The organism is Streptosporangium sp. NPDC000239 (genome assembly GCF_040300765.1).
In the GTDB taxonomy this organism is placed as follows: domain Bacteria; phylum Actinomycetota; class Actinomycetes; order Streptosporangiales; family Streptosporangiaceae; genus Streptosporangium.
Genome location: NZ_JBEPEI010000006.1, coordinates 259,479 through 280,583, shown reverse-complemented (window position 1 = coordinate 280,583; position 21,105 = coordinate 259,479). Strand labels below are relative to the sequence as shown.

At 70.4% G+C, this 21,105-nt stretch carries 22 protein-coding genes and 1 tRNA gene; 17 read left to right on the top strand and 6 right to left on the bottom strand.

Annotated features, from left to right (window positions below; genetic code table 11):
• Window positions 1-2: 2 nt before the first annotated feature.
• Window positions 3-1,292 carry an NsdA family TPR-like regulatory protein gene (locus ABT340_RS18490; protein WP_352011971.1) on the bottom strand — a complete coding sequence of 430 codons (1,290 nt, stop codon included), beginning with the start codon at window positions 1,290-1,292 and terminating at the stop codon, window positions 3-5.
• A 360-nt stretch (window positions 1,293-1,652) separates the two neighbouring features.
• The gene (locus ABT340_RS18485; protein WP_352011970.1) at window positions 1,653-3,059 is read right to left on the bottom strand and encodes an MFS transporter; all 1,407 of its coding nucleotides are present in this window, start codon (window positions 3,057-3,059) and stop codon (window positions 1,653-1,655) included.
• Window positions 3,060-3,197: 138 nt separating this feature from the next.
• On the opposite strand from ABT340_RS18485, the gene ABT340_RS18480 reads away from it, so the two are divergent.
• From ABT340_RS18480 to ABT340_RS18425, 12 genes are all read left to right on the top strand, one after another.
• Window positions 3,198-3,785, top strand: coding sequence for a TetR/AcrR family transcriptional regulator (locus ABT340_RS18480; protein ID WP_352011969.1), 588 nt, complete (start codon window positions 3,198-3,200; stop codon window positions 3,783-3,785).
• 291 nt (window positions 3,786-4,076) lie between these two features.
• On the top strand, window positions 4,077-5,264 hold the full coding sequence (locus tag ABT340_RS18475; RefSeq protein WP_352011968.1) for a four-carbon acid sugar kinase family protein: 1,188 nt from the start codon (window positions 4,077-4,079) through the stop codon (window positions 5,262-5,264).
• 30 nt (window positions 5,265-5,294) lie between these two features.
• Window positions 5,295-5,894: an isochorismatase family protein gene (locus ABT340_RS18470; protein WP_352011967.1), complete on the top strand. Its 600-nt coding sequence runs from the start codon at window positions 5,295-5,297 to the stop codon at window positions 5,892-5,894.
• Window positions 5,895-5,916: 22 nt separating this feature from the next.
• The gene (locus ABT340_RS18465; RefSeq protein ID WP_352011966.1) at window positions 5,917-6,807 is read left to right on the top strand and encodes a polysaccharide deacetylase family protein; all 891 of its coding nucleotides are present in this window, start codon (window positions 5,917-5,919) and stop codon (window positions 6,805-6,807) included.
• A 1-nt stretch (window position 6,808) separates the two neighbouring features.
• A complete protein-coding gene (locus ABT340_RS18460; RefSeq protein ID WP_352011965.1) occupies window positions 6,809-7,729 on the top strand; it encodes a polysaccharide deacetylase family protein in 921 nt (306 codons plus the stop codon).
• The gene (locus tag ABT340_RS18455; RefSeq protein WP_352011964.1) at window positions 7,726-8,646 is read left to right on the top strand and encodes a hypothetical protein; all 921 of its coding nucleotides are present in this window, start codon (window positions 7,726-7,728) and stop codon (window positions 8,644-8,646) included. Before ABT340_RS18460 ends, ABT340_RS18455 begins: the two co-directional genes overlap by 4 nt.
• 2 nt (window positions 8,647-8,648) lie before the next feature.
• Window positions 8,649-10,313, top strand: coding sequence for an ABC transporter substrate-binding protein (locus tag ABT340_RS18450; protein WP_352011963.1), 1,665 nt, complete (start codon window positions 8,649-8,651; stop codon window positions 10,311-10,313).
• 65 nt (window positions 10,314-10,378) lie between these two features.
• Window positions 10,379-11,386, top strand: coding sequence for an ABC transporter permease (locus ABT340_RS18445; RefSeq protein ID WP_352011962.1), 1,008 nt, complete (start codon window positions 10,379-10,381; stop codon window positions 11,384-11,386).
• Window positions 11,359-12,291 carry an ABC transporter permease gene (locus ABT340_RS18440; protein ID WP_352011961.1) on the top strand — a complete coding sequence of 311 codons (933 nt, stop codon included), beginning with the start codon at window positions 11,359-11,361 and terminating at the stop codon, window positions 12,289-12,291. The genes ABT340_RS18445 and ABT340_RS18440 overlap by 28 nt, the downstream gene beginning before the upstream one ends.
• Before the next feature lie 5 nt (window positions 12,292-12,296).
• On the top strand, window positions 12,297-13,328 hold the full coding sequence (locus ABT340_RS18435) for an ABC transporter ATP-binding protein (protein WP_352011960.1): 1,032 nt from the start codon (window positions 12,297-12,299) through the stop codon (window positions 13,326-13,328).
• Window positions 13,325-14,473: an ABC transporter ATP-binding protein gene (locus ABT340_RS18430; protein WP_352011959.1), complete on the top strand. Its 1,149-nt coding sequence runs from the start codon at window positions 13,325-13,327 to the stop codon at window positions 14,471-14,473. Before ABT340_RS18435 ends, ABT340_RS18430 begins: the two co-directional genes overlap by 4 nt.
• Before the next feature lie 55 nt (window positions 14,474-14,528).
• Window positions 14,529-16,124 (top strand): PucR family transcriptional regulator, encoded by a 1,596-nt coding sequence (locus tag ABT340_RS18425; protein ID WP_352011958.1) that lies wholly within the window; start codon window positions 14,529-14,531, stop codon window positions 16,122-16,124.
• 134 nt (window positions 16,125-16,258) lie between these two features.
• On the opposite strand, the gene ABT340_RS18420 is transcribed toward ABT340_RS18425, so the two are convergent.
• Window positions 16,259-16,639, bottom strand: a complete 381-nt coding sequence (locus ABT340_RS18420) for a peptidase inhibitor family I36 protein (protein WP_352011957.1) — start codon at window positions 16,637-16,639, stop codon at window positions 16,259-16,261.
• A gap of 181 nt (window positions 16,640-16,820) precedes the next feature.
• Window positions 16,821-16,897 (bottom strand) — tRNA-Pro (locus tag ABT340_RS18415).
• Window positions 16,898-16,996: 99 nt separating this feature from the next.
• On the opposite strand from ABT340_RS18415, the gene ABT340_RS18410 reads away from it, so the two are divergent.
• From ABT340_RS18410 to ABT340_RS18395, 4 genes are all read left to right on the top strand, one after another.
• Window positions 16,997-17,419 carry a hypothetical protein gene (locus tag ABT340_RS18410; RefSeq protein WP_352011956.1) on the top strand — a complete coding sequence of 141 codons (423 nt, stop codon included), beginning with the start codon at window positions 16,997-16,999 and terminating at the stop codon, window positions 17,417-17,419.
• A gap of 171 nt (window positions 17,420-17,590) precedes the next feature.
• Window positions 17,591-18,196, top strand: coding sequence for a hypothetical protein (locus ABT340_RS18405; protein WP_352011955.1), 606 nt, complete (start codon window positions 17,591-17,593; stop codon window positions 18,194-18,196).
• 6 nt (window positions 18,197-18,202) lie between these two features.
• The gene (locus tag ABT340_RS18400; RefSeq protein ID WP_352011954.1) at window positions 18,203-18,769 is read left to right on the top strand and encodes a hypothetical protein; all 567 of its coding nucleotides are present in this window, start codon (window positions 18,203-18,205) and stop codon (window positions 18,767-18,769) included.
• A gap of 3 nt (window positions 18,770-18,772) precedes the next feature.
• On the top strand, window positions 18,773-18,946 hold the full coding sequence (locus ABT340_RS18395) for a hypothetical protein (protein WP_352011953.1): 174 nt from the start codon (window positions 18,773-18,775) through the stop codon (window positions 18,944-18,946).
• A gap of 236 nt (window positions 18,947-19,182) precedes the next feature.
• Here the strand turns inward: ABT340_RS18395 and ABT340_RS18390 are convergent, their stop codons facing one another.
• Window positions 19,183-19,638, bottom strand: a complete 456-nt coding sequence (locus ABT340_RS18390; RefSeq protein ID WP_352011952.1) for an ATP-binding protein — start codon at window positions 19,636-19,638, stop codon at window positions 19,183-19,185.
• A 121-nt stretch (window positions 19,639-19,759) separates the two neighbouring features.
• Complete coding sequence (locus ABT340_RS18385; RefSeq protein WP_352011951.1) at window positions 19,760-20,536, bottom strand: SigB/SigF/SigG family RNA polymerase sigma factor; 777 nt, start codon at window positions 20,534-20,536, stop codon at window positions 19,760-19,762.
• 191 nt (window positions 20,537-20,727) lie between these two features.
• On the opposite strand from ABT340_RS18385, the gene ABT340_RS18380 reads away from it, so the two are divergent.
• A complete protein-coding gene (locus ABT340_RS18380; RefSeq protein WP_352011950.1) occupies window positions 20,728-21,099 on the top strand; it encodes an STAS domain-containing protein in 372 nt (123 codons plus the stop codon).
• The last annotated feature ends 6 nt before the right edge of the window (window positions 21,100-21,105 follow it).

The following is a 21,105-nucleotide window of genomic DNA, read 5'->3' as shown; positions in this document are numbered from 1 at the left end:
TTCTAGGAAACGTCGATCTGCAAAGCGATGTTGAGTTCGGGAGCCAGAGCGCGAACCGATGGATTGCGCGGGTGACGGGCCAGAGTGCGGGCGAGAGCCCGCAGGTCGGCGGTGATGGTGGCCGAGCTCACCGTGACGGCGCTGCCGAGCAGCCCAGCCACCAGGTCGCACGCGTGATCGATCTCGCCGGCTGCGGCGTGGGCGAGGGCGCGGCGCACTCCGTAACGGACCTGGGTGCGCACGGCGTGGACAGGAACCTGCGCCATCTGCCTGTCCATGACCTCGGCCGCCTCCTCAGGACGCCCCAGGTCGTACAGGCACCAACCGGTGATCATCCCAGCCGGATCGGGCAGGTTCGTCGTGCCGATAACAGGGGTGTCCGAATCCGGCACATGACTCGCGAGCAACGCCCGCGCCCTGTCCAGACTGCGCATACAGGCGTCGTAGTCACCCGCGAGCGCGTGCCCCTGCGCCTCCCGCTGCGCGGCCAGTCCACGAATTCGTGGCGGAGTCCCGCCGTCCTGCGCCTGCCGCGCCAGTTCCACGGTCTGTCCCGCGTCCTGCCGGTAGAGCGTGACCAATGCCCGGCGCACCAGACCGTAGGCCGCGAGGTCGCGGTCACCACCCGCCGCAGCCAGATCGACGGCACGGCGCGTCCACCACAGGGCCGCCTCCTCGTTCCCCGACTCCTGCATCAGCCAGCCGACGTACTCGGCGTACCGGGAACCAAGTCTCAACAGCCCCTGGCGGGTACGCGGACCCGCGGTGGCGGCGAGTTCCCTGAGCGTGCCGGTCTGCGCGATGAGCACGGGAAGCAGCAGACCGGGCCTGACCGTCTGACCGAGCTGCCGGTACTGATCGAACAGCGACCGGGACGCGCCGAGAAGCGTCATCTCCTCCGTCGCTGAGGAGGCCCCATGCCCGCCGATGCTCATCCCGGCGATCGAGGCCGCGCCCGCCGCCATCATCTGTCTTCTGCTGACCGGCTGGAACAGGTTCCGCCCGTCCTCGGACAACTGCATCAACCACACCTCCTCACTGTCATCGCCCACCTCCGCGATCCCCGTCGTTGAGGACCGTTCACGAACCAGGGAGGCGAGCGCGCCTCCGGCGTTGAGCTTGCTGTCGCAGTGACGTGCCAGCTCACGGCTGGGCGCCTTGAGTCCTCGTTCGACCTTGCTCAGCTGGCTTTTGCTGTAATGGACCATTCCGGCCAGATCACTGAGAGTGAGACCGGCGGCGAGACGCCTTCTCCGGAGTTCTCCGCCGAATCGGATTCGCTGCTGGACCACACGAACCTCCGTCGAGGGTTGCCCGGACGGCCGTGATTCACCACTCGCAAGGGTGCGGCAGCCGAAGAGCCACCGACAAGGCCGGTACCGGTGTTTCCCGTTTCCACTTCGAATCGAATGGGAAACACCGCCCTCTGTCGAGCGGCTATATGCGCATATTTCCTGATTTGCAGCTGATTGATTTTTACTATGCAGCTGCCGGATCCCCTCAGCACCCGTCAAGGAGTACGGCTCAGCGAAAGGAGGGTTCACGGGACGGCGACGGGCCCGGCGACAGTCCGTATGGCCACCGGGCGGCAGTCCAACGCAGAAGGGCGGGGCGACCACCGTCGTCCCGCCCTCTCTTGAAGATGGTGTCCCTCAGTCCTTCGGGCCGGAGGTCTTCGGGCGGCCCCAGAGGGTCAGGGCGAGGAGCAGCGCGACGGCCAGCGCGCCGCAGGCCCAGACGAACACCGACGAGATGGTCCGGGCGACGTCCCCGGTCCCCTGGGTCAGCGGGATCAGCAGGGTGGCCAGGCCAAGTGAGCCGCCGACGGTGAGCGCGGTCTGCAGCACCCCCGCCGTGACCCCGGCGTACTCGCTCGGAGCCGTGCTCAGCACGATCATGTTGAGCGGGACGATCGCCACGCCGACGCCGAGTCCCGTGACCACGAGGGCCGGGAGCACGTCGCTCGCGTAGGCGCCGCCACCGTCGAGGCGGGTCAGCCAGGCCACCCCGGCCAGCACGACCGCGAGACCGGCGAGCGCCCGCGTCTTGAGGCCGAACGCGGCGATGCGCCCGGTGAGGAGCTGGGTCGTGGCCAGCAGCGCCAGGCCGAAGGGCAGGATGGCCAGGCCGCTGCGCAGCGCGTCGAAGCCGAGCGCCCCCTGCAGATACTGGACCAGATAGACCAGGAAGCCGGTGAGGACCGCCGCGAGCAGCAGCAGGCTCAGGAAGGCTCCGGCCCGGTCCCGCCCGGTGAGGACCGCGACGGGCAGCAGCGGCTCCGCGGCCCGCCGGTCCACCAGGAGCAGGACGACGACCAGCACGGCTGCGGCGCCGAGGGCCGTCAGGGTCCAGCGGTCGCCCCAGCCGCTCTCGGCGGCGTGCACGATGCCGTACACGGCGGTGACGAGGACCGTGGTGCTCAGCAGCGCACTGGGCAGCCCGAGCGGGCGGGAGCGGGTCGGCTCGTCGCGCAGGCCCAGCGCCCTGGCGGTGATCACGATGAGAACCAGCCCGATCGGCACGTTCACCAGCAGGCTCCAGCGCCAGTCCCCCGCCCAGGTCAGCACTCCGCCCAGCACCATCCCGGCTGAGGCTCCGAGGCCGGTCACGGTGGAGTAGAGGCCGAGGGCCCGTTGCTGCCGTTCCCCCTGGAAGACGATCGCGAGCAGCGCCAGGCCGGTGGGACCGGCGATGGCCGCGCCCGCGCCCTGCAGGACCCGGCCGGCGAGCAGCACCTCCAGGTTCGGCGCGAGACCGGCGACCAGCGAGGCCACCACGACCAGCGCGATCCCCGCGAGGAAGACCTTGCGGTGTCCCAGCACGTCGCCGAGGCGGCCGGCGAAAAGCAGCAGGCCGCCGAAGGCGAGGAGGAAGCCGTTGGGCACCCACGACCCTCCGGACACCGACAGGTGGAGATCGGACTGCAGGGCGGGAAGCGCGACGTTCACGATCGTGCCGTCGAGCTGGAGCATGAACTCGGCGCCGACGATCGCCGTGAGCACGAGGGCCCACGCCCTGTCGCTCCGCGGGAGACCGGCCGGGACGCTTTCCTGGGTCATGAAACCTCCACGGTTCACCGGCGGGGCGCACAGTGAGGCACCCTCAGGTTAATGGGCATGCCTATACTGAGGCGATCTCAGGTTAGGCGGCAGCATTCAAACTGAGGGTTCCTCAGGTTGTCAAGCGGGAGGTAGCCGGTGGACGACAGGCCATACATCGCCCAGCGCCCGAGGAGGGCCGACGGGCAGCGTAACTACGACGCCATCCTCGCCGCGGCGCGCAAGGCGTTCGAGGCCTCCGGCTCCGACGCCTCCCTGGAGGAGATCGCGAGCCAGGCCGGAGTGGCGATCGGCACGCTGTACCGCCACTTCCCCACCCGCGCCGCGCTCGTCGAGGCCACCACCCGTGACGGCCTGGAGAACCTCGTCGCCCAGGCCGGACGGCTGGCCTCGGAGCGGGACCCGCTCGACGCGCTGACCGGGTGGATGAGCGAGGCCGTCGTGCACTTCAGCACCTTCCGCGGCCTCGTCGGCATCCTCACCCGGAGCATGTACGACGAGGGAACCCCCTCGCACGCCATGTGCGCCGCGATGCACCGCAGTGGCGCCGACCTGTTGCGCGCCGCCCAGACGGCGGGTGACGTGCGTGCCGACCTCACCCCCGGGGAGTTGTTCGACCTTCTCAGCGGCGTCGCCTGGGTGCGCGAGCAGACGGTCTCCCGGGGGGACGCCAGCGCACGCCTGCTCCGCCTGGCGCTGGAGGGCATCACCACCCGCGAGTCCTGACCTTCGGCGGGACCGCGCCCGCGCGTCGAGGCGCGGTCCGTTCGTCCATGTCCGCGACCACACGGACGGCCTCGCCGCCGCCGGGCTCTCGGCCGTACGGCGTAGCGCACGAGACCTCGGAGGAACGACGCGGACCGGCCCGCGTCGTCGGGGCGTCACCGGCCGGGTCGGAGCGGCTCCGCTCCCCGCCCCGGCCCTGCCGGGGAACGTGCGACATTCGTCGAATGACTGCCGGTCATCGGCTCAATACTCTCGGGGGAGTTGCCGACGTCGAGAACGGAACCCCCATCGATGGCCCCCTCAAAGCTGCCGCGTCCCCCTCGTGCACCGGCCATGGGCATCCTCGCGGAGGACCTGCAGGGGTCCGTCGCGGTCGCCTGCCGGCTGCGCCAGCGCGGGCTCGACCCGGTGATCGTGCGTCACCCCGCAGCTGTCGTCTCCGACGCGGACGCCATCGTCGTCGACCTCGACCTGCACCACGCCGCGGGTGCCGCGGAGGCGCGTATCCGCGAGTGGGCGGCCTGGCTCGACGACCACGGCTGCGAGCGGGTCGAGGCGAAGCTCAACGCCGAACTGCGCGGCTCTCCGGACGCGCTGGTCGCCGGGATCGACGCGGGGCAGGACGAGAACGGCATCCTTCTCGTCGTCCCGGCCTATCCGACCGCCGGCCGTGTCTGCGTCGACGGCCACCTGCTCGCCCCCATGCCGGTGGGCGCCGGGCTCGACGTCGACGTGCGGTCCGCGATCCGCACCGAGAACGCCGAACTGATCGGGCTCACGACCCTTGACCAGGGCGCCGACGCCGTCACCACGCACATTCTTGAGGCCTGCGCCCGCGGCATCCGGCGGTTCGTCCTCGACGGCACGGTCGAGGCGCACCTCGGCACCGCCGCGCAGGCCGCGACCCGGCTTCGCGAGGAGGGGCACGCCGTCGCGACCGCGAGCACCGGCGGCTGGCTGAGGTTCTACCCCGACCTCGGCCGCGACGGTTTCGTCGTCGTCGTCACCCCCGGCAACCACGAAACCGACCTCGCGCAGCTGCGCAGGCTCGGAGCGGCCTACGGCTCCCGTGCGCTGATCACCACCGCCGCCGAAGCCGCGAGCTGGGGGACGGCCGCCGCGCACGAGGTGCTCGCCTCGCATCGGATCCTCGCCCTGCACGAGACCGACCGTGACGACCCCGACCGCTGGGTCGTCGCCGAACAGCTCGCCAGGGCGGTACGCGGCCTGCTCGACGCCTCGGCCCACGGCAAGAACAAGTGCCTCGGCGTGGTCGTCAGCGGTGGCCTGACGACCACGGCACTGGTCCAGCAGCTCGGTGGCACGAGCCTGAGCGCCGGGCTCGAACTTGAGCCGCTGTGCCCGACCGCCCGTATCACCGGGGGCGACTTCGACGACCTGCGACTGCTCTGCAAGGCCACCGGGACCGGCTCCGAGGAGACCCTGCTTCGCATGACCCGGCAGATCCTCGGGGCCTGATCCCGCTCACATCCCATGAAAGGACATCGTGTGACCCACCTCGATCCGCTGCGCACCGCGCTCGTCCTCATCGACCTGCAGGGCTCCAACGCCGACCACCCCGTGCACCCGCACCCCGTTGAGGACGTCTTGGAACGTTGCATTCGGCTGATCGACGCGACCCGGAACGCGGGCGGCCTTGTCGTGCACGTGCGCACCAGCTTCCTGCCGGACGAGGGTGACTCACTCGGCGGCAAGCTGCTCACCGACGTCGAACGTCCCGCACGTCCGGTACGGCGGCCCGGCTGGGACCACTTCCTCTCCGGCGTCGATCCGCTGCCCACCGAGCCGGTGATCGTGAAGCGCAGCTGGAACGCCTTCCACGGCTCCGACCTCGACCTGCAGCTGCGCCGGCGCGGCGTCACCACCGTGATCATGGCGGGGATCTCCACCGGATTCGGCGTCGAGGGGACCGCCCGCGCGGCCTACGACCACGCCTACAACGTCGTCTTCGTCCCCGAGGCGATGTCGGCCTACACCGCCGAGCAGCACCATCACTCGGTGCGCGCGGTCTTCCCGCAGCTCGGCCGTGTCCGCGGCCTGGACGAGGTCGTCGAGGCGCTGGCCCCTCAGCCCGCGACCGTGCCCTGAAGCGAATACGGAAAGAACCAAGATGGACGAGTTCCTCAGCTATCGGCCCCTCGACCGGCGGAAGAGCCTGCCCCTGCCCGACGGCAAGCGCGTCGCCGTGAACGTGGTCATGAACATCGAGCACTACGAGTATCTTCCGCCGACGAACCCGCACCGGGACTACTTCTACCGCGTGCCGGCGAAGCCGGACATCGTCGGCTACGCGTTCCGTGACTTCGGCAACCGTGTCGGCTTCTGGCGGATGCTGCCGGTACTCGACGACTCCCCCGTGCAGGTCACCTGCTCGCTCAACTGCGAGGTGCTGCGCCTGTACCCCGACATCGCGGAGGCGATGGTCGACCGGCGGTGGAGCTTCATGAGCCACGGCACCTACAACAGCCGTCTCCTGTTCGGCGAGTCCGAGAGCGCGGAGCGCGAGTTCTACGACTACACCGTCTCCACCGTGCGGGAGCTCACCGGCTACCGCATGCGAGGGATGCTGGGGCCCTCGTTCAGCGCGACCCCGGCCACCTACCGGCTGATGGCCGAGGCGGGGATGACCTACACGACCGACTGGTTCGTCGACGACCAGCCGTTCCGGCTCGACGGGCCGAGCGGCGGGGGGCTGGTCGGCGTTCCCTACTCCCGCGAGGTCAACGACGCGCTGCTCTTCCCCGGGTCGCCGATGTTCGGTCTGGACAGCGACTACTTCGCCGAGATCGTCCAGTCCCAGTACGAGGTGCTCTCCGCCGAGGCCCGCGAACGCGACACCGCGTACGTCATGACGATCGCGCTCCACCCCCTGTACATGGGCATTCCACACCGGATCGGCCACCTGGCGCAGATGTTCGAGCGGCTGGGCTCGCAGGACGACATCTGGTGGACCACCCCGGAGCGGATCGCCGCCCACGTCGACGCGATCGGATGGTGCTGACATGCAGCTCGTGAGACCGTTGCACGAGGCCGAGGGCGGGTCCCGCCTCGCTCCGAACCGCGGCTGGCCCGGCGGCGCGCGCCTGGCCGTGGTCGTGCTGATGCACCTCGACCACGTGCCCGCGCTGCCCGGCTCCGCACCCGGCCTCCCGCCGTCGAGCGTGGCGATGCGCGGCCCGTACCCGCAGATCATGGACGTGCACTCCACCTCGCAGCACGAGTACGGGCTGCGGGTCGGCGCGTTCCGCGTCCTCGACCTCCTCGACGAGCTGGAGATCGCCCCGACGGTCGCGATCGACGCCTTCTCCGCCCGGCACCGTACCCGCCTGGTGGAGCGCGTCGCCGAGTCCGGCGCGGAGTTCGCGGCGCACGGGCTTGACGGCGCCGGCATCCTGCACGACGGGATGGGCGCCCAGGAGCAGCGCGCCTACCTCGCCGAGTCGATCGACGCCGTGGCCGAGGCCTGCGGCGTCCGGCCGACCGGCTGGAGCGGCCTGGACTACGCGCAGTCCACCACGACCCTGGAGGATCTCGCCGGCCTCGGCATCCGCTGGACCGCCGACTGGCCCAACGACGAGGCGCCGAACATCCTGGCCACGTCCCGCGGCGACATCGTCGACATCCCGGTGAACATCCACCTCGACGACGTGTTCTCCCACCTCAAGCGCGGCACGCCGATCGGCAGGTGGGCCGACGACGTCACCGTTTCCGCACGGCGGCTGCTCGAGGAGGACGCGCCGCGCACCCGGACTCTGGTGCTGGGTCTGCACCCCTGGCTCATCGGCCAGCCGTTCCGGTTCGCGCGCCTGCGCGAGACGCTGCGCGCCCTGCGCGGCATGGACGGCCTGTGGTGGGCGCGCGGCACGGATGTCGTCGCGCACCTGGACGGCGAGGCACGGCACGAAGAAGGAGACCGGCGATGACCCTCAACCTGCTGGCCCGTGAGCTCGGGGCATCCGTGGTGGACTGCTCGGACGAGTTCTTCGGCGCGGCCGACGCCCTGCTCCTGTCCACCCCGCCGCAGCGCCCCGGCACCTACGGACTGCGCGGAGCGGACGTCGACGGATGGGAGAGCCGCAGGCACAACCCCGGCCACGACTGGGTCGTGATCCGCGCCGCCCATCCGGGCCGGATCGAGCAGGTCGAACTGGAGACCACCGGGTTCCGTTTCAACGCCCCGCGGAGCATCGGCGTCGACGTCTCCGACTCCGCCGAAGGCCCGTGGCAGGAGGTCCTCGCCGACGCCGAGGTGCGGCCGAACTCCGTGAACGAGTACCCGGTCGCCGACACCGGACGCTCGGCCTCCTTCGTCCGGCTGCGCATCTTCCCCGACGGAGGAGTCGCCCGTTTCCGCGCGCACGGCGTCGTCGACGTCTCCCGCAGCCGCCCGCCGGAGGGCGTACGCCTGTCGGACATCCGGCTCGGATGCCGGGTGCGCGCCTCCGAGGGCTCCTTCGGGGAGCCGTGGTCGGTGATCTCTCACGCGATGCCGAGGAACACGCACGACGGCTGGGAGACCCCCCGGCGGTCCGACGCCGACCGGCATTTCGTCGAGCTCTCCTGGCCGGACCCCGTCCGGCTGCGGACGCTGGAGGTCGTCGCCACGCCGTTCCGCGGCAACTGCGCGGCTCGGATCACCGTCGAGGCGCGGACGGACGACGCGTCCGGCTGGGCGGCGCTGGGAACCTTCGAGATCACCTCCGGGGCGACGACCGCCGTCGAGCTCCCCTCAACCGACGCGCGGCGGGTCCGCGTACGCGCCCTGCCCGACGGCGGCTTCTCCCGCCTCTGGTTCTACGGCGCTCAGCTCCCCCTCCCCCACCCCCAAGGTCAGGAGTGACAATGAAGTTCAAGAAGACCGGGGTCATCGCGGTCGCCGGCGTGATGCTCCTGACATCGTGCTCATCGGAGAGCGGCACTGCGGCCAAGGGCACCGGTGACGGATCGGGCTCCAAGGTCCTCGTGTTCGGCGCCGCGGGCGCTCCGTCGCTCTTCGACCCGTTCTACACCTCGGACGGGGAGTCCGCCCGGGTGAACAACCAGATGTTCGAAGGGCTGCTCAGCCTCAAGCCGGGCACGGCCGACCCCGCGCCCGGCCTGGCGGTCTCGTGGGAGCAGAGCAAGGACGGAAAGCAGTGGACGTTCCAGCTCCGCGAGGGCGTCAGCTTCCATGACGGCACGGCCTTCGACGCCGCCGCCGTCTGCGCGAACTTCGAACGGTGGTACCGGCAGCCCAAGATCGCGCGCACCTCGGCGGTCAGCCACACCTGGGTGAACGACTTCGGAGGCTTCGAGGGCGACAAGACTCCCTCGCTGTACGCCGGATGCGAGGCGCAGGACAAGTCCAAGGTGGTGCTGCGCCTGACCAATCCGAGCTCGAAGTTCCCCACCATCCTCGCGCACGGCACCTACGCCATGTCGAGCCCGGCGGCGATGGAGAAGTACAACGCCAACGGGGTCGAGGCCAAGGGCGAGGGCTTCGCCTTCCCTGAGTACGGCCGCCTGCACCCGACGGGAACCGGCCCGTTCGCCTTCGTCTCGTACGACGACTCGACCGGTACGGTCAAGCTCGCGCGCAACGACAAGTACTGGGGCGAGGCGCCGAAGATCGCTGGTGTCGAGTTCCGGACGATCCCGGATGAGACGGCCCGCCGGCAGGAGCTAGAGGCCGGCACCATCCACGCCTACGACCTGCCGGCCCCTCGTGACTGGCAGAGCCTGAAGGACCAGGGGTTCCAGGTCGTCACCCGGCCGCCGTTCAACGTCATGTACCTCGGCCTGAACGCGACCACCGTGCCCGAGCTCAAGGATCTCCGCGTCCGTCAGGCCATCGCCTGGGCGATCAACAAGCAGCAGATCGTCGACACGCTGCTGCCCGAGGGCTCCGAGACCGTGACGCAGTTCGTCCCCCGCTCCGTCGAGGGCTACGACACCGCCGTCGAGGGATACCCGTACAACCCGGACAAGGCGCGCGCCCTGCTCGCCGAGGCCGGTGTGCCGAACCTCAAGATCCAGCTGTGGTATCCGACCGAGGTCACGCGCCCGTACATGCCCGAGCCGAAGCGCTTCTTCGACCTGATCAAGGCCGATCTCGAAGCGGTCGGCATCCAGATCGAACCGGTCGCGAAGCCGTGGGCCGGTGGTTACCTCAGCGGTCGTGAGGCGGGCGAGGCTCCGGTCTACCTGCTCGGCACCACGGGCCACTACAACAGCGCCCAGAACTTCCTGGGCATCCTGTTCGGCGCCACCGACAACGCCTTCGACACCGGCCTTCTCGGCTTCGGCCAGGAACTCGTCGACGACCTCAAGGAGGCGGACAGCGAGCCGGATCCGCAGAAGCGCGTCGGCATGTACCTCGAGATCAACCGCAAGATGTCCAAGGACTGGCTGCCGTCGATCCCGATCGCCAGCAGCCCCTCCGCCCTGGTTCTCCACGGCAGCGTGCGCGGCATCGTCACCAGCCCGGTCGGCGGCGAGCCCCTGGCCACGGCCACCTTCGGCGAATAGCTCCACCCGGGGTGCGGGCCGCGCGCAGGCGCGAGCAGGCGCGCGCCCGCACCGATTGGATAGACATGTTCCGGTTCATCCTCCGAAGGACACTCCAGGCGGTCGTGACCTTCGTCGCCCTCACGGCGATCCTGTTCGCCTGGCTGCGTAGTCTCCCCGGCGGACCACTCGACGCGCTGCTCGGTGAGAACGCCAGCCCGCAGGACCGCGCGAAGCTCGTCGAGTCACTCGGCCTGGACGCGCCGCTGTGGACGCAGTACCTGCGCTACCTGGGGCGGTTCTGGACCGGTGACCTCGGCGTGTCGACGGGCGTCTGGCGCGGCGCGCCGGTCACCGAGGTGCTCCTCACCCGGGCGCCCGCCACGATCGAGCTCGCCCTGTGCGCACTGGTCGTCGGCGCCGTGCTCGGCGTCGCCGCCGGTTACTGGGCGGCGACGAGACGCGGCGTGTTCGACGTCGCCTTCCTCGGCTTCTCCGTGCTCGGCCTCGCCGTACCGGTCTTCTTCACCGGGTTCGTCCTCAAGTACGTCTTCGCCGTCCGCGCGGGATGGCTGCCGCCGTCAGGACGGGCCGACCTGAGCGGATCCATACCGACGCCGACGGGGCTGACGCTCCTGGACTCGCTGCTCGCCGGGAGCGGGGCCGCGTTCGTCGAGAGCCTTCGCTACCTCACGCTGCCGACGATCGCCCTGACGATCATCCCCTTCGCCGTGATCTTCCGGCTGACCCGGGCGTCCGTCGCCGAGACGCTCCAGCAGGACTTCGTCCGCACGGCGAACTCCAAGGGTCTGCGGAACCCGACGGTCGCCGGGCGCCATGTGCTGCGCAACTCGCTGCTGCCGGTGATCACGGTGATCGGGCTGCAGGCCGGCGGCCTGTTCGCCGGAGCCGTGCTCACCGAGACCGTCTTCAACTACCGCGGGCTGGGACAGTCGATGGCACTGGCCTTCTCCACACGCGACTACGCGGTACTGCAGGCCCTCATCATGATCGCCGCCGTCCTGTACCTGGTCATCAACATCGTCGTCGACATCGCCTACGCGCTGTGCGACCCGAGAGTGAGGACGCCGTGACCACCGCCCCGGCCGTTCCGCGCCGCCGTACCGCGACCGCACGACCGGGCGCGCAGACCCTGAGGCGGCTGCTGCGCCAGCCGGCGTTCCTGATCGGCTCGGTGATCACATTCGTGTTCGTCCTTGTCGCGATCGCCGCGCCGGTGCTGGCGCCGCACGACCCGGCCGCCCCGCTGCTCCTCGACCAGGTACGCGCCCAGTCGAACCCCGTTCCGCTCCCGCAGGAGGGGTTCCCGCTGGGCGGGGACCCCGCCGGTCGTGATCTGCTGTCCCGGCTGGTCGCCGGGGCCCAGCAGACCCTCGTCGTCGGGGTGATGGCGACACTCGGCGGTTTCGTCGGCGGCATCGCGCTCGGCCTCGTCGCGGGCGTGTTCGCCGGCAAGGTCGACATGCTCGTGATGCGGGCGGTGGACGTGATGCTGGCGATCCCGTCGCTGCTGATGGCCTTCTCGATCGCGGCGCTGTTCGCCCACCCCAGCGAGTGGACCCTGATCCTCACCATCGCGATCGTGCAGGTGCCGGTCTTCGCCCGGCTCATGCGCGGATCGATGCTGGTGCAGCGCGACACCGACCACGTGCTGGCCGCGCGGGCGCTGGGCGTGAAGCCGGGGGCCATCGTGTTCCGGCACATGGTCCCCAACGCGCTCGGGCCGGTGATCGTGCAGGCGACCCTCAGCCTGGCCGTGTCCATCCTCGACGCCGCCGCCCTGTCCTTCCTCGGGCTGGGCAACCCCGACGACGGCCGGCCGGAGTGGGGGCAGATGCTGGGCGGCGCGCAGCAGTACTTCAACTCGTTCCCGCACCTCGCGATCTACCCGGCGCTGTGCATCATCGTCGTCGCCCTGGGCTTCACGCTGATGGGAGAGTCGCTTCGCGAGACCCTCGACCCCCGTACCCGGAGGTGACGGAGATGAACGCGCGTGCGCACGGGGCCCGGCACGGAGCGGACCCGCTGCTGGTGGTCGAAGACCTGTCGGTCACCTTCTCACGGCCCGGCCAGGAGCCCTTCACCGCCGTGGACCGGGTCGGGTTCGAGGTCCGTCCCGGCGAGGTCGTCGGCCTGGTCGGCGAGTCGGGCTGCGGCAAGTCCGTGACCTCGCTCGCCGTCATGGGGCTCCTGCCCCGCCGGGGGACCCGCGTCAGCGGCAGGGCGTTCTTCGACGGCGTGGACCTGCTCTCGCTGCCCGACCGGGAGCTGCGCGACCGTCGTGGCACCGACGTGGCGATGATCTTCCAGGACCCGTTGTCCTCGCTGAACCCCGTCGTGCCGCTGGGAGTGCAGGTGACGGAGGTCATCCGGCGCCACCGCCGGGCGAACCGGTCCCAGGCGACGCGGCGGGCGCAGGAGATGCTGGAACGCGTCGGCATCCCCGATCCCGCCCGGCGGATGCACGAGTATCCGCACCAGATCTCCGGTGGCATGCGTCAGCGTGTGCTGATCGCCATCGCCCTGGCCTGCGAACCGCGGCTGCTGATCGCGGACGAGCCGACCACGGCGCTGGACGTCACGATCCAGGCCCAGATCCTCGCGCTCCTGAAGGAGCTCGTCATCGGCTCGGGCACCTCGTTGATCATGATCACCCACGACCTCGGCGTCGTCGCCGGCCTGTGCGACACGGTCAACGTGCTCTACGGCGGACGCATCGTCGAACGGGCGGACCGCTATTCGCTGTTCGACGCGCCCCGGCATCCCTACACCGGGGGGCTGCTGGAGTCCGTGCCGTCGTTGGACGACGGGGAGAATCGGCTGCGCCCAATCCCGGGTTCTGTCGCCGACAACATACCCTGGTCGCAGGGGTGCGCCTTCGCGCCGCGCTGTCGCGTCGCCACCGACCTCTGCTTCCGGGAGGAGCCGGCCTGGTCGGCCGACGGCGAGCGGCGATCGCGCTGCCACCACCCGCTGCCCGATCCGATCATCGTGGCGAAGGAGAAGACTCCATGACGACGGCCGCCGTTCCGACCCGACCGGACGTCGAGGAGCAGCCTCTCCTCGACGTCCGCGACCTCAAGGTCCACTTTCCGATCCGCCGGGGGACGCTCGTCGACCGGACCGTCGGCCACGTCCACGCGGTCGACGGCGTCGACCTGAGGATCATGCGCGGGGAGACCTACGGCCTGGTCGGGGAGTCGGGGTGCGGCAAGTCGACGTTCGGGCGCGCCGTGCTCCAGCTGACCCCCGTGACCTCGGGGGAGATCCGTTTCGGCGGGGTCGACCTGCGGTCGCTGCGCGGTGAGGCGCTGCGCCGCCAGCGCCGCCACATGCAGATGGTCTTCCAGGATCCGCTGGGGAGCCTGGACCCCCGGCAGAGCGTCGAGCAGATGTTCCGTGAGGGGATGGCCGCGCACGGGCTGGCGAAGGGAGACGTCTCCGGGCGTCTCGACGAACTGCTCGACTCGGTCGGACTGCCGCGGACGGCGCTGCGCAAGTACCCGCACGAGTTCTCCGGAGGGCAGCGTCAGCGCATCGGCATCGCCAGGGCGCTCTCGGTCGAGCCGCAGCTGATCGTCGCGGACGAGCCCGTCAGCGCCCTGGACGTGTCGGTCCAGGCGCAGGTCATCAACCTCCTTGAGGACGTCCAGGCCGCGTACGGACTGACCTACCTGATCATCGCGCACGACCTCGCCGTGATCAGGCACGTGAGCGACCGGATCGGGGTGATGTACCTCGGCGGGATGGTGGAGGAGGCGCCCACCGCGGAGCTGTTCGCCGAGCCGCTGCACCCCTACACGCGGGCGCTGCTGTCCGCCGTGCCGCAGCCCGACCCCCGGTATGAGGACTCTCGCGAGCAGATCCTGCTCCACGGTGATCTGCCCAGCCCGGCGGACCCGCCGCCCGGATGCCGGTTCAGCACCCGTTGCCCGTGGAGGCAGCAGACCCGCTGCGACACCGAGCGCCCGCAGCTGCGGGCCATCGAGGTTCCGGGGACGACCGCCGCCCATCGAGTCGCCTGCCACTGGGCGGAGGGCATCCACGACGGTGCGATCCGGCCGACGCGGTCGACCCGCGTCGGCGCCACCCTGTCCGCCGGTGTGGCCGCGTCGTCGAGATCGGCGTCCGGTACCCCGCCCGCGACCGGCGGGAGCTGATCGCTGTGCCGGCGGTCAGAGCGGAACGGAAGGCTCTCCGGCGGAAGGGGGCGGCGTGAACGGCGTCCTCACTCAGCACCTCCACGAGCTGGTGCATTCTCTCGGCGCGTCACTGGACGTGCCGGTCGAGGTCACCGACGTGCAGTTGAACCGGATCGCCCGGTCGATGCCGAGCTCCTCCGCGGACGAGCACCTCGCCGAGGCGGTTTCGCCTCGGCATCTCGGGCTGAGCGCGCGCTCGGTGGCCCTGATCTCCGAACCCGTCTACATCGGCGGGGGCGCCGACCTCGGGATGCCCCTGATGCTGGTGATCCCGGTGCGATCACCTGGTTCGGCGCCGTCGCTGCTGCTCTGGATCACCTGCGTGAGAGGGCCGCTTTCCCCCGAGCGGATCGAGAGCGTGGGACGGATCGCGGAGGCCACCGTCTGCTCGCTGGAGGCGGCCGGGCTGCTCGTGTCGCCCGAATGGGCGGACGACCACGTCGGCCGGGCCTTCGCCTCGGGAGACCTGGACGGGCTGGACTCACTGCTGGGCCAGGCCATCGGCGGCGGAAGGCTGCTGCACGACGGTACCTTCGTCTGCCTCGCGCTCTCGATGCCCGCGGTGCTTGACCCGGATTCGTCGGGATCGGCGGCGCAACGACGGCTGACCGCCGTCATGAACCGCTTCGCCGAGGACCATCTCCGTGACCGGTGCCTCATCGCGTTCAGCGGCTCCGTCAGCTTCGCGCTGCTGGCGCCTCACCCGCGCGACGTCCAGACGACCCTGCCGGGGCGGCTCGCGACGAAGACCGTCGACCTGATCTTCCGGTCCCGGCGCAACGGCACCGACCTCCCGTGGCTCGTCGCCGTCAGCACGATCGTGACCGATCGCGCGAGCGTCGCCGTCTGGCAGGCCAGGCAGAGCCTGGACCTGGCCGAGGGCATGGGCTGGAAGCACCAGGTCGTCCACTGGGAGAGAACCGCGCACATGCGCGGGCTCGCCGCGGTGCCCACGGACGTCCTCATGTGCCACTTCATCAGCCCGTCCCTGCGACGGCTTCTCGAAGACGAGTCGGCGGAGGACCTCGTCCGGACCCTCAGGGCGTTCCTGACCACGGCGGGGAACGTCAAGCAGGTCGCGGCGGACCTGTATCTCCACCGTGCGACCGTCTACCACCGGATCAGGAAGGTCGAGGCGAGGCTGGGGGTGGACCTGTTCAGCGGCGCGGGCCGTCTGGAGGTCCACGCCGGCCTTCTCGCCGCGGAGATCGTCGCGAGCCGGACGACGGCCGGACGAGAGCCACCCGGCCGCCTCGCTCCGCGGCCGAGCCCCTCCCCTCCCGCTTCGGCGCGCGGGGAATCGCACGGTGTGCCCGCCCGGCCGGGCGGTACGCCGGAGGACGAACCGGTGGGCGACGACGAACATGAGCGGCTATCAGACCGTGGCCCCGGCGGCCCCGGCGGCCCCGGCGTTCCACGGGCCGCCGTGCACGGCGAGACGGCGCAGGCCGACGCCGGTCTCGTCCGCGTGGATCGCGCCGTGTGCCAGCCGGTACGCCCGCAGTCAGCCCGGGATCCGCAACGTCGCACGGTCCTCCACGAGCGCGGTGCCGTGGACGCAGGGCGCCCTCGGGCCTCCGACCCCCGGCCGATCCATCGCACGATGTAGCCGGGGATCACCCGGGCACTCATGAGAACGACTCGGCGACGCCGCGGCGGATTCGGCGGTTCCTCCCCGGTCGTTCCCCGGGGCGCGGCGCCACGGCCTGTCCGGTCTGTGGCGCCGCGCCGGAGAAGGTGGATCTACTGCTCGGAGCACAGCCCGGGCTTGGCGGAGTTGACGGCGAAGCCGAAGTCCTCAACCGTCTCCCCGGCGGAGACCTCGCGCCGCTCGCCCCTGAAGCCGGGCTCGGAGTAGAAGCACCAGAACTCCGCGGAGTTGTTGGCCGCACTGCGCAGGGGCGGGACGATGCGTGCGCGGCCGTTGACGAGTATGACGCGCCGGCCTACGCCTCCGGGCTGGGAGAAGGCGCAGACCGCGGCGATCAGGGGGCAGACGAAGCCGTCCCGGGCGGTGGTGGCCTGGGTGGCGGGGGCCGTCGCGGCGGACGCGGGCATGGCCAGTCCGGTGCTGACGGTGACGGCGGCGGCCGTGAGCGCCGCCCATCGGGTGAACCTGTTCATGGTCACTCCTTGCTGGGGGGTGTCGGCGGGATGCAGACGCCACCCTTCATAGCAATGAGTAGCCGTTCGACAGCAGACAGTGAATACTGTTGTGCCCTCCCGGCCAGCCCTCAGTTGGTACCTCAGTACGCGAAAAGGGTGCCTCCCATGTGAGAGACACCCTCGCTGACCAGTGGAAACCTGGTCGGGACGACAGGATTTGAACCTGCGACCCCTTGACCCCCAGTCAAGTGCGCTACCAAGCTGCGCTACGTCCCGGTTTGTCGGCCCTGTGGGCTGAACATCAGGTAGCTTACCTGAGATCAGACGGGATCGCGCACTCAAAGCGAGCGTGGACGGGTGAGGGGCTGACTACGGGTGGGGCGAAAGGCGCTGATCGACCATGAGGAACTGCGGCGGCTGGCCGGGCAGGGGTTGTCCAACGCCGAGCTCGCGGCCCACTTCGGGGTGAGCGAATCGGGGGTCCTGCAGGCCAAACGGGCCGCGGGCCTGTCGAAGCCGATGCTCGACCACTCGCGGGCCATCCCGTGGAAGCTGGAGCGCGCGCATGGCCAGTCCGGGCCCGCGACGAACCTGCGCAACCTCTCGTCGATCGCGCAGGGGCGCGCGATCCCCGTGGAGAAGCGCAACACGGCGTTGCGCTGGGCGGACCGGCTGGTCGCGGCGGGGCTGGACGTCGATTACGACCCCGAGACGGGCTTCACCGAGGTGCCCGCGTCCCCGGAGGGCTCGCTCGTCGGACGGCTCTCCGCCGAGGCGCGCGCGGCCCTCGACACCTGACGACGCCCGGATCACCGCTCTCCCGGCGACCGGCACGGAACAGTCCTACCTGCCCGATAAATCCATATAAAACGTGTTTTCTGCGACGAATCACTAGCGACAGTGGCCGGTTTTGGAGTGAATCCCTGGGGCAGCGCACGGGGACAGACGCTTACACAACCGGAGGCAGACATGTCCACCGTGATCTGGGTGGTCGTGATCGTGGTCGCGGTGGTGGCGGTCATCGCAGTCGGCTCCGCCGTACTGCAGCAGCGGCGCCGGCACCGACTTCGTGATCGATTCGGCCCCGAATACGACAGAACCGTACGGGAACGCGACAACCGGCGCGAGGCCGAGCAGGAGCTTCTGGCGCGTGAACAGCGTTTCAGCGGCCTTGAGATCCGCCCGCTCGCCCCTCAGGCCCGCGACGGCTACGCCAGGAAGTGGATGGAGGTCCAGGAGCGCTTCGTCGACGCCCCCGGATTCGCCGTGACCGAGGCCGACCACCTGGTGACCTCGGTGATGGCGGAGCGGGGATACCCGACCGAGGACTTCGAGCAGCGGCTGTCCGACCTGTCGGTCGCGCACGGCCGTACCCTCGACCACTACCGGCAGGCCCACGCGATCAGCGGCAGGGCCGCGCACCAGGAGGCCTCGACCGAGGAGCTCAGGCAGGCGATGGTGCACTACCGCGTCCTGTTCGAGGAACTGCTCGAAACCCCCGACGGCCGTTCGACGCGACCGGCCGTGCGCACTCCCCAGGACCAGACCGCCCGACGCGACGTGCGAGGACAGTGATCTGAGATGAAGAACCGATCAGGAAACGACCAGGACCGTCTCGTCCACGGAGGCGCCGGTGAGACGGCGGGCGTCCCCTCCCAGCGCGCCGAGGAGGTGACCTCCGTGTTCCGGACGCCCGAAGGACTCCCCGGCACGGACAGCCGTCCCCTCACCGGTGACACGCCCGACCCGGCCCACCCGGCCGATCTCTCACCGGAGGCCGGTCCCCCCGCCTCGGAGACACCCCGGACCCGGGCCGAAGAGGCCCCGCGGGAGGGCGCGCTGCTCGACCAGGACCCCGACGAGGTACGGCGTCGCTGGCAGGAGGTCCAGGCAGGCTTCGTCGACGACCCCCGTGACTCGGTCGAGCGTGCCGACTCCCTTGTCGCCGAGGTCGGCGACCGCCTGCGCGCCGCGCTGGAGGCCCGCTCCGCCGGCCTGCGGGAACGCTGGAAGAACACCGAGGGGGCACGGGGAAGCGACACCGAGGACCTGCGCACGGCCCTGCGTGACTACCGCGCGCTGCTCGACCGGCTGCTCGACATGTCGTCCGCGGGAAGCCCCGAAGGCCTGCCCGCCGGGAGGAGGTGACGTATGTTGGCGATCGCCGCCGCCGTCGTCTTCGGTCTCGGCCTGCTGCTCGACCTGATCAACACCAGGATCGGCGGCATCACCGGCACCACGTTCATCCTTGGCGGCCTGCTGCTTCTCGCGCTCCATCAGGGCGGGGTGGGAACGGCGGGCGGAACCTGGCGCCGCAGACGCTGACCCGCCGAATGCCCGAGCCCGTGGTCCCCGGTCCTCCGGGAACCGCGGGCTCGGGCTCGTCCTCCCCGCCGGACCCGCGCACGGTCGCGCGGGTGAACGGCCTTTGCGGGGTTCTCGAAGCCGACGCCGTACCCGGGGGCGGGCCTCTGGACGGGCCCCTTAAGGGCCCTGAACGAGCAGGGCCGGGATGAGCGCGGAGGAAGTCAGTCCTGAACCGGGCGCGGCCGGAAGCCGCCTCAGACCTTGAAGGACATCGTGATGAACGTGCCCGCGGCCCCGGTCTCGAACTTGATGTCGGAGCTGACCATCCGGGCCACCCACAGGCCCATGCCGCTGGTGGCGTAGGGGGCGGGAGCCGTCTCGCCGGGGGGAGTCTCGGGGGTCCACCGCCCCTCGTCGTGCACCTCGACGACGAGGGTGCGGCCCGTGGACCATATCCGCATCACGGCCTTGGCGGTGGGGTGACCGTGTGTGACGGCGTTGGTGGCCACCTCGTTCACCGCCACGAGGAAGTCGGCCAGTCTCTCGCGGGCCATCCCGCCCTGTACGGCCTGCACGGCGGCGAAGTCCCGCACGTCGGGCAGGTCGGGCAGGCAGAAGGCCAGTTCCGCCACGGGGGCTCCGGCGGGGGGAAGCCGGGAACGGTCGCCGCTCGCCAGAAAGCGAGCCGGACGAACACCGTCCTCGTTCACGCGAGATCCGCCTCCCCTGTCCCACCGCGCCGTCTTTCTCAGCACCTGGGGATCATTTCAACCGCACCCTATGCCACATCGCTCCGTCGCCGGTTTGGGTGCCCGATGAGGGCCGGTGTATTCAGCATTCGGCGACCAGGTCGGCGCGAAGCCGGTCCAGAACCTTCCGCAGGATACGGGAAACGTGCATCTGGGAGATTCCGAACTCGGCCGCGATCTCCGCCTGGGTCATGTTCCCGAAGAAGCGCAGCAGCAGGATGTTCTTCTCCCGCGGCGGCAGCTTGTCGATCAGCGGCATGACCGCCTCGCGGTCGACGAGCATGCCCACGGCGTCGTCCTGGTCGGGGATGACGTCGCCGAGCGCGGCGGCGTCGTCGTCCGCCCCGAGCGGCGCGTCCAGCGACAGCGCGCTGTAGGCCGCGGAGGCGTCCAGGGTGAGCAGGACGTCCTCCTCGGAGATGTTCATCTTCGCCGCGAGTTCGGCGACCGTCGGGGAACGGCCGAGGTCCTGGCTGAGGTCGGCGACCAGCCGGTTCAGCTCGGCCCTGCGCTCCTGGTAGACGCGCGGCACCCGGATCGCCCAGGTGCGGTCGCGGAAGTGACGCTTGACCTCGCCGGTCATCGTGACCACCGCGTAGCCGCGGAAGGCGTGGCCGAGGGTGGGGTCGAATCCGTTGATCGCCTTCATCAGCCCGACGTAGGCGGCCTGCAGAAGGTCTTCGAGCGGTTCGCCGCGGTAGCGGTAGCGGCGGGCGATCTCCATGGCGAGCGGCCGGTGCATCTCGACGAGGCGTTCGCGCAGCCGCTCGGCGCGGTAGCCGGAGACCTCCGGAAGCGCCATCTCGGCGAGGAGATCCTCGGCGGTCATCTCGGTGATTTCGAGGGCCTGGACAGACATCGCTGCTCCCTGGTGGGACTGTCGAGCGACGCCACACGCGGAACAGTGTCCGGGCAGACGGCATCGCCTCGACGTTTCTCAAGGCGAGGCCCTCTGCTGGACCTCGGTTCTAGTATTACCCCGATTCCGGGAGTATTGCTCGCCCGCAGGTAACAGTAAGGTTGCTAATCGAACGGGCTAGGAGGACCTGAGTGACGGTGTCGGAGAACGGTGAGAGAGCGGCGGCGCTGACCCTGACGTCGGCGCTTGTCGGCGGAATCAACGTGATCCGGGTGACCGGCCTGCTCGACGCGACGACCAGGGACCAGTTCGCCGACTACCTGGCCGCCGAGGTGAGCGAGCACGGCCCCGAGATGGCGCTGGATCTGAGCGGGGTGACCTTCATGGACTCCCGCGCCCTCGGCCTGATCGTCCATCACTGGCAGCTCAGCACGAACGCCGAGGTCAGGTTCGCGCTCATCGGCGTCGAGTACGCCAAGACCAAGGTGATGTGGATCACCGGGCTGGCCCAGCGGCTGCCGCTCTACGACACGGTCGACGACGCGTTGGCCGCGTTCGGCTGAGGGTTC

What these genes read in the sequence shown, in the direction of transcription:
- ABT340_RS18475 (WP_352011968.1), top strand. Translation starts at nt 4,077, where the DNA reads ATGGCCCCCTCAAAGCTGCCGCGTCCCCCTCGTGCACCGGCCATGGGC.
- ABT340_RS18405 (WP_352011955.1), top strand. Translation starts at nt 17,591, where the DNA reads ATGTCCACCGTGATCTGGGTGGTCGTGATCGTGGTCGCGGTGGTGGCG.
- ABT340_RS18430 (WP_352011959.1), top strand. Translation starts at nt 13,325, where the DNA reads ATGACGACGGCCGCCGTTCCGACCCGACCGGACGTCGAGGAGCAGCCT.
- ABT340_RS18420 (WP_352011957.1), bottom strand. Translation starts at nt 16,639, where the DNA reads ATGAACAGGTTCACCCGATGGGCGGCGCTCACGGCCGCCGCCGTCACC.
- ABT340_RS18435 (WP_352011960.1), top strand. Translation starts at nt 12,297, where the DNA reads ATGAACGCGCGTGCGCACGGGGCCCGGCACGGAGCGGACCCGCTGCTG.
- ABT340_RS18460 (WP_352011965.1), top strand. Translation starts at nt 6,809, where the DNA reads ATGCAGCTCGTGAGACCGTTGCACGAGGCCGAGGGCGGGTCCCGCCTC.
- ABT340_RS18465 (WP_352011966.1), top strand. Translation starts at nt 5,917, where the DNA reads ATGGACGAGTTCCTCAGCTATCGGCCCCTCGACCGGCGGAAGAGCCTG.
- ABT340_RS18395 (WP_352011953.1), top strand. Translation starts at nt 18,773, where the DNA reads ATGTTGGCGATCGCCGCCGCCGTCGTCTTCGGTCTCGGCCTGCTGCTC.
- ABT340_RS18455 (WP_352011964.1), top strand. Translation starts at nt 7,726, where the DNA reads ATGACCCTCAACCTGCTGGCCCGTGAGCTCGGGGCATCCGTGGTGGAC.
- ABT340_RS18385 (WP_352011951.1), bottom strand. Translation starts at nt 20,536, where the DNA reads ATGTCTGTCCAGGCCCTCGAAATCACCGAGATGACCGCCGAGGATCTC.
- ABT340_RS18485 (WP_352011970.1), bottom strand. Translation starts at nt 3,059, where the DNA reads ATGACCCAGGAAAGCGTCCCGGCCGGTCTCCCGCGGAGCGACAGGGCG.
- ABT340_RS18400 (WP_352011954.1), top strand. Translation starts at nt 18,203, where the DNA reads ATGAAGAACCGATCAGGAAACGACCAGGACCGTCTCGTCCACGGAGGC.
- ABT340_RS18445 (WP_352011962.1), top strand. Translation starts at nt 10,379, where the DNA reads ATGTTCCGGTTCATCCTCCGAAGGACACTCCAGGCGGTCGTGACCTTC.
- ABT340_RS18450 (WP_352011963.1), top strand. Translation starts at nt 8,649, where the DNA reads ATGAAGTTCAAGAAGACCGGGGTCATCGCGGTCGCCGGCGTGATGCTC.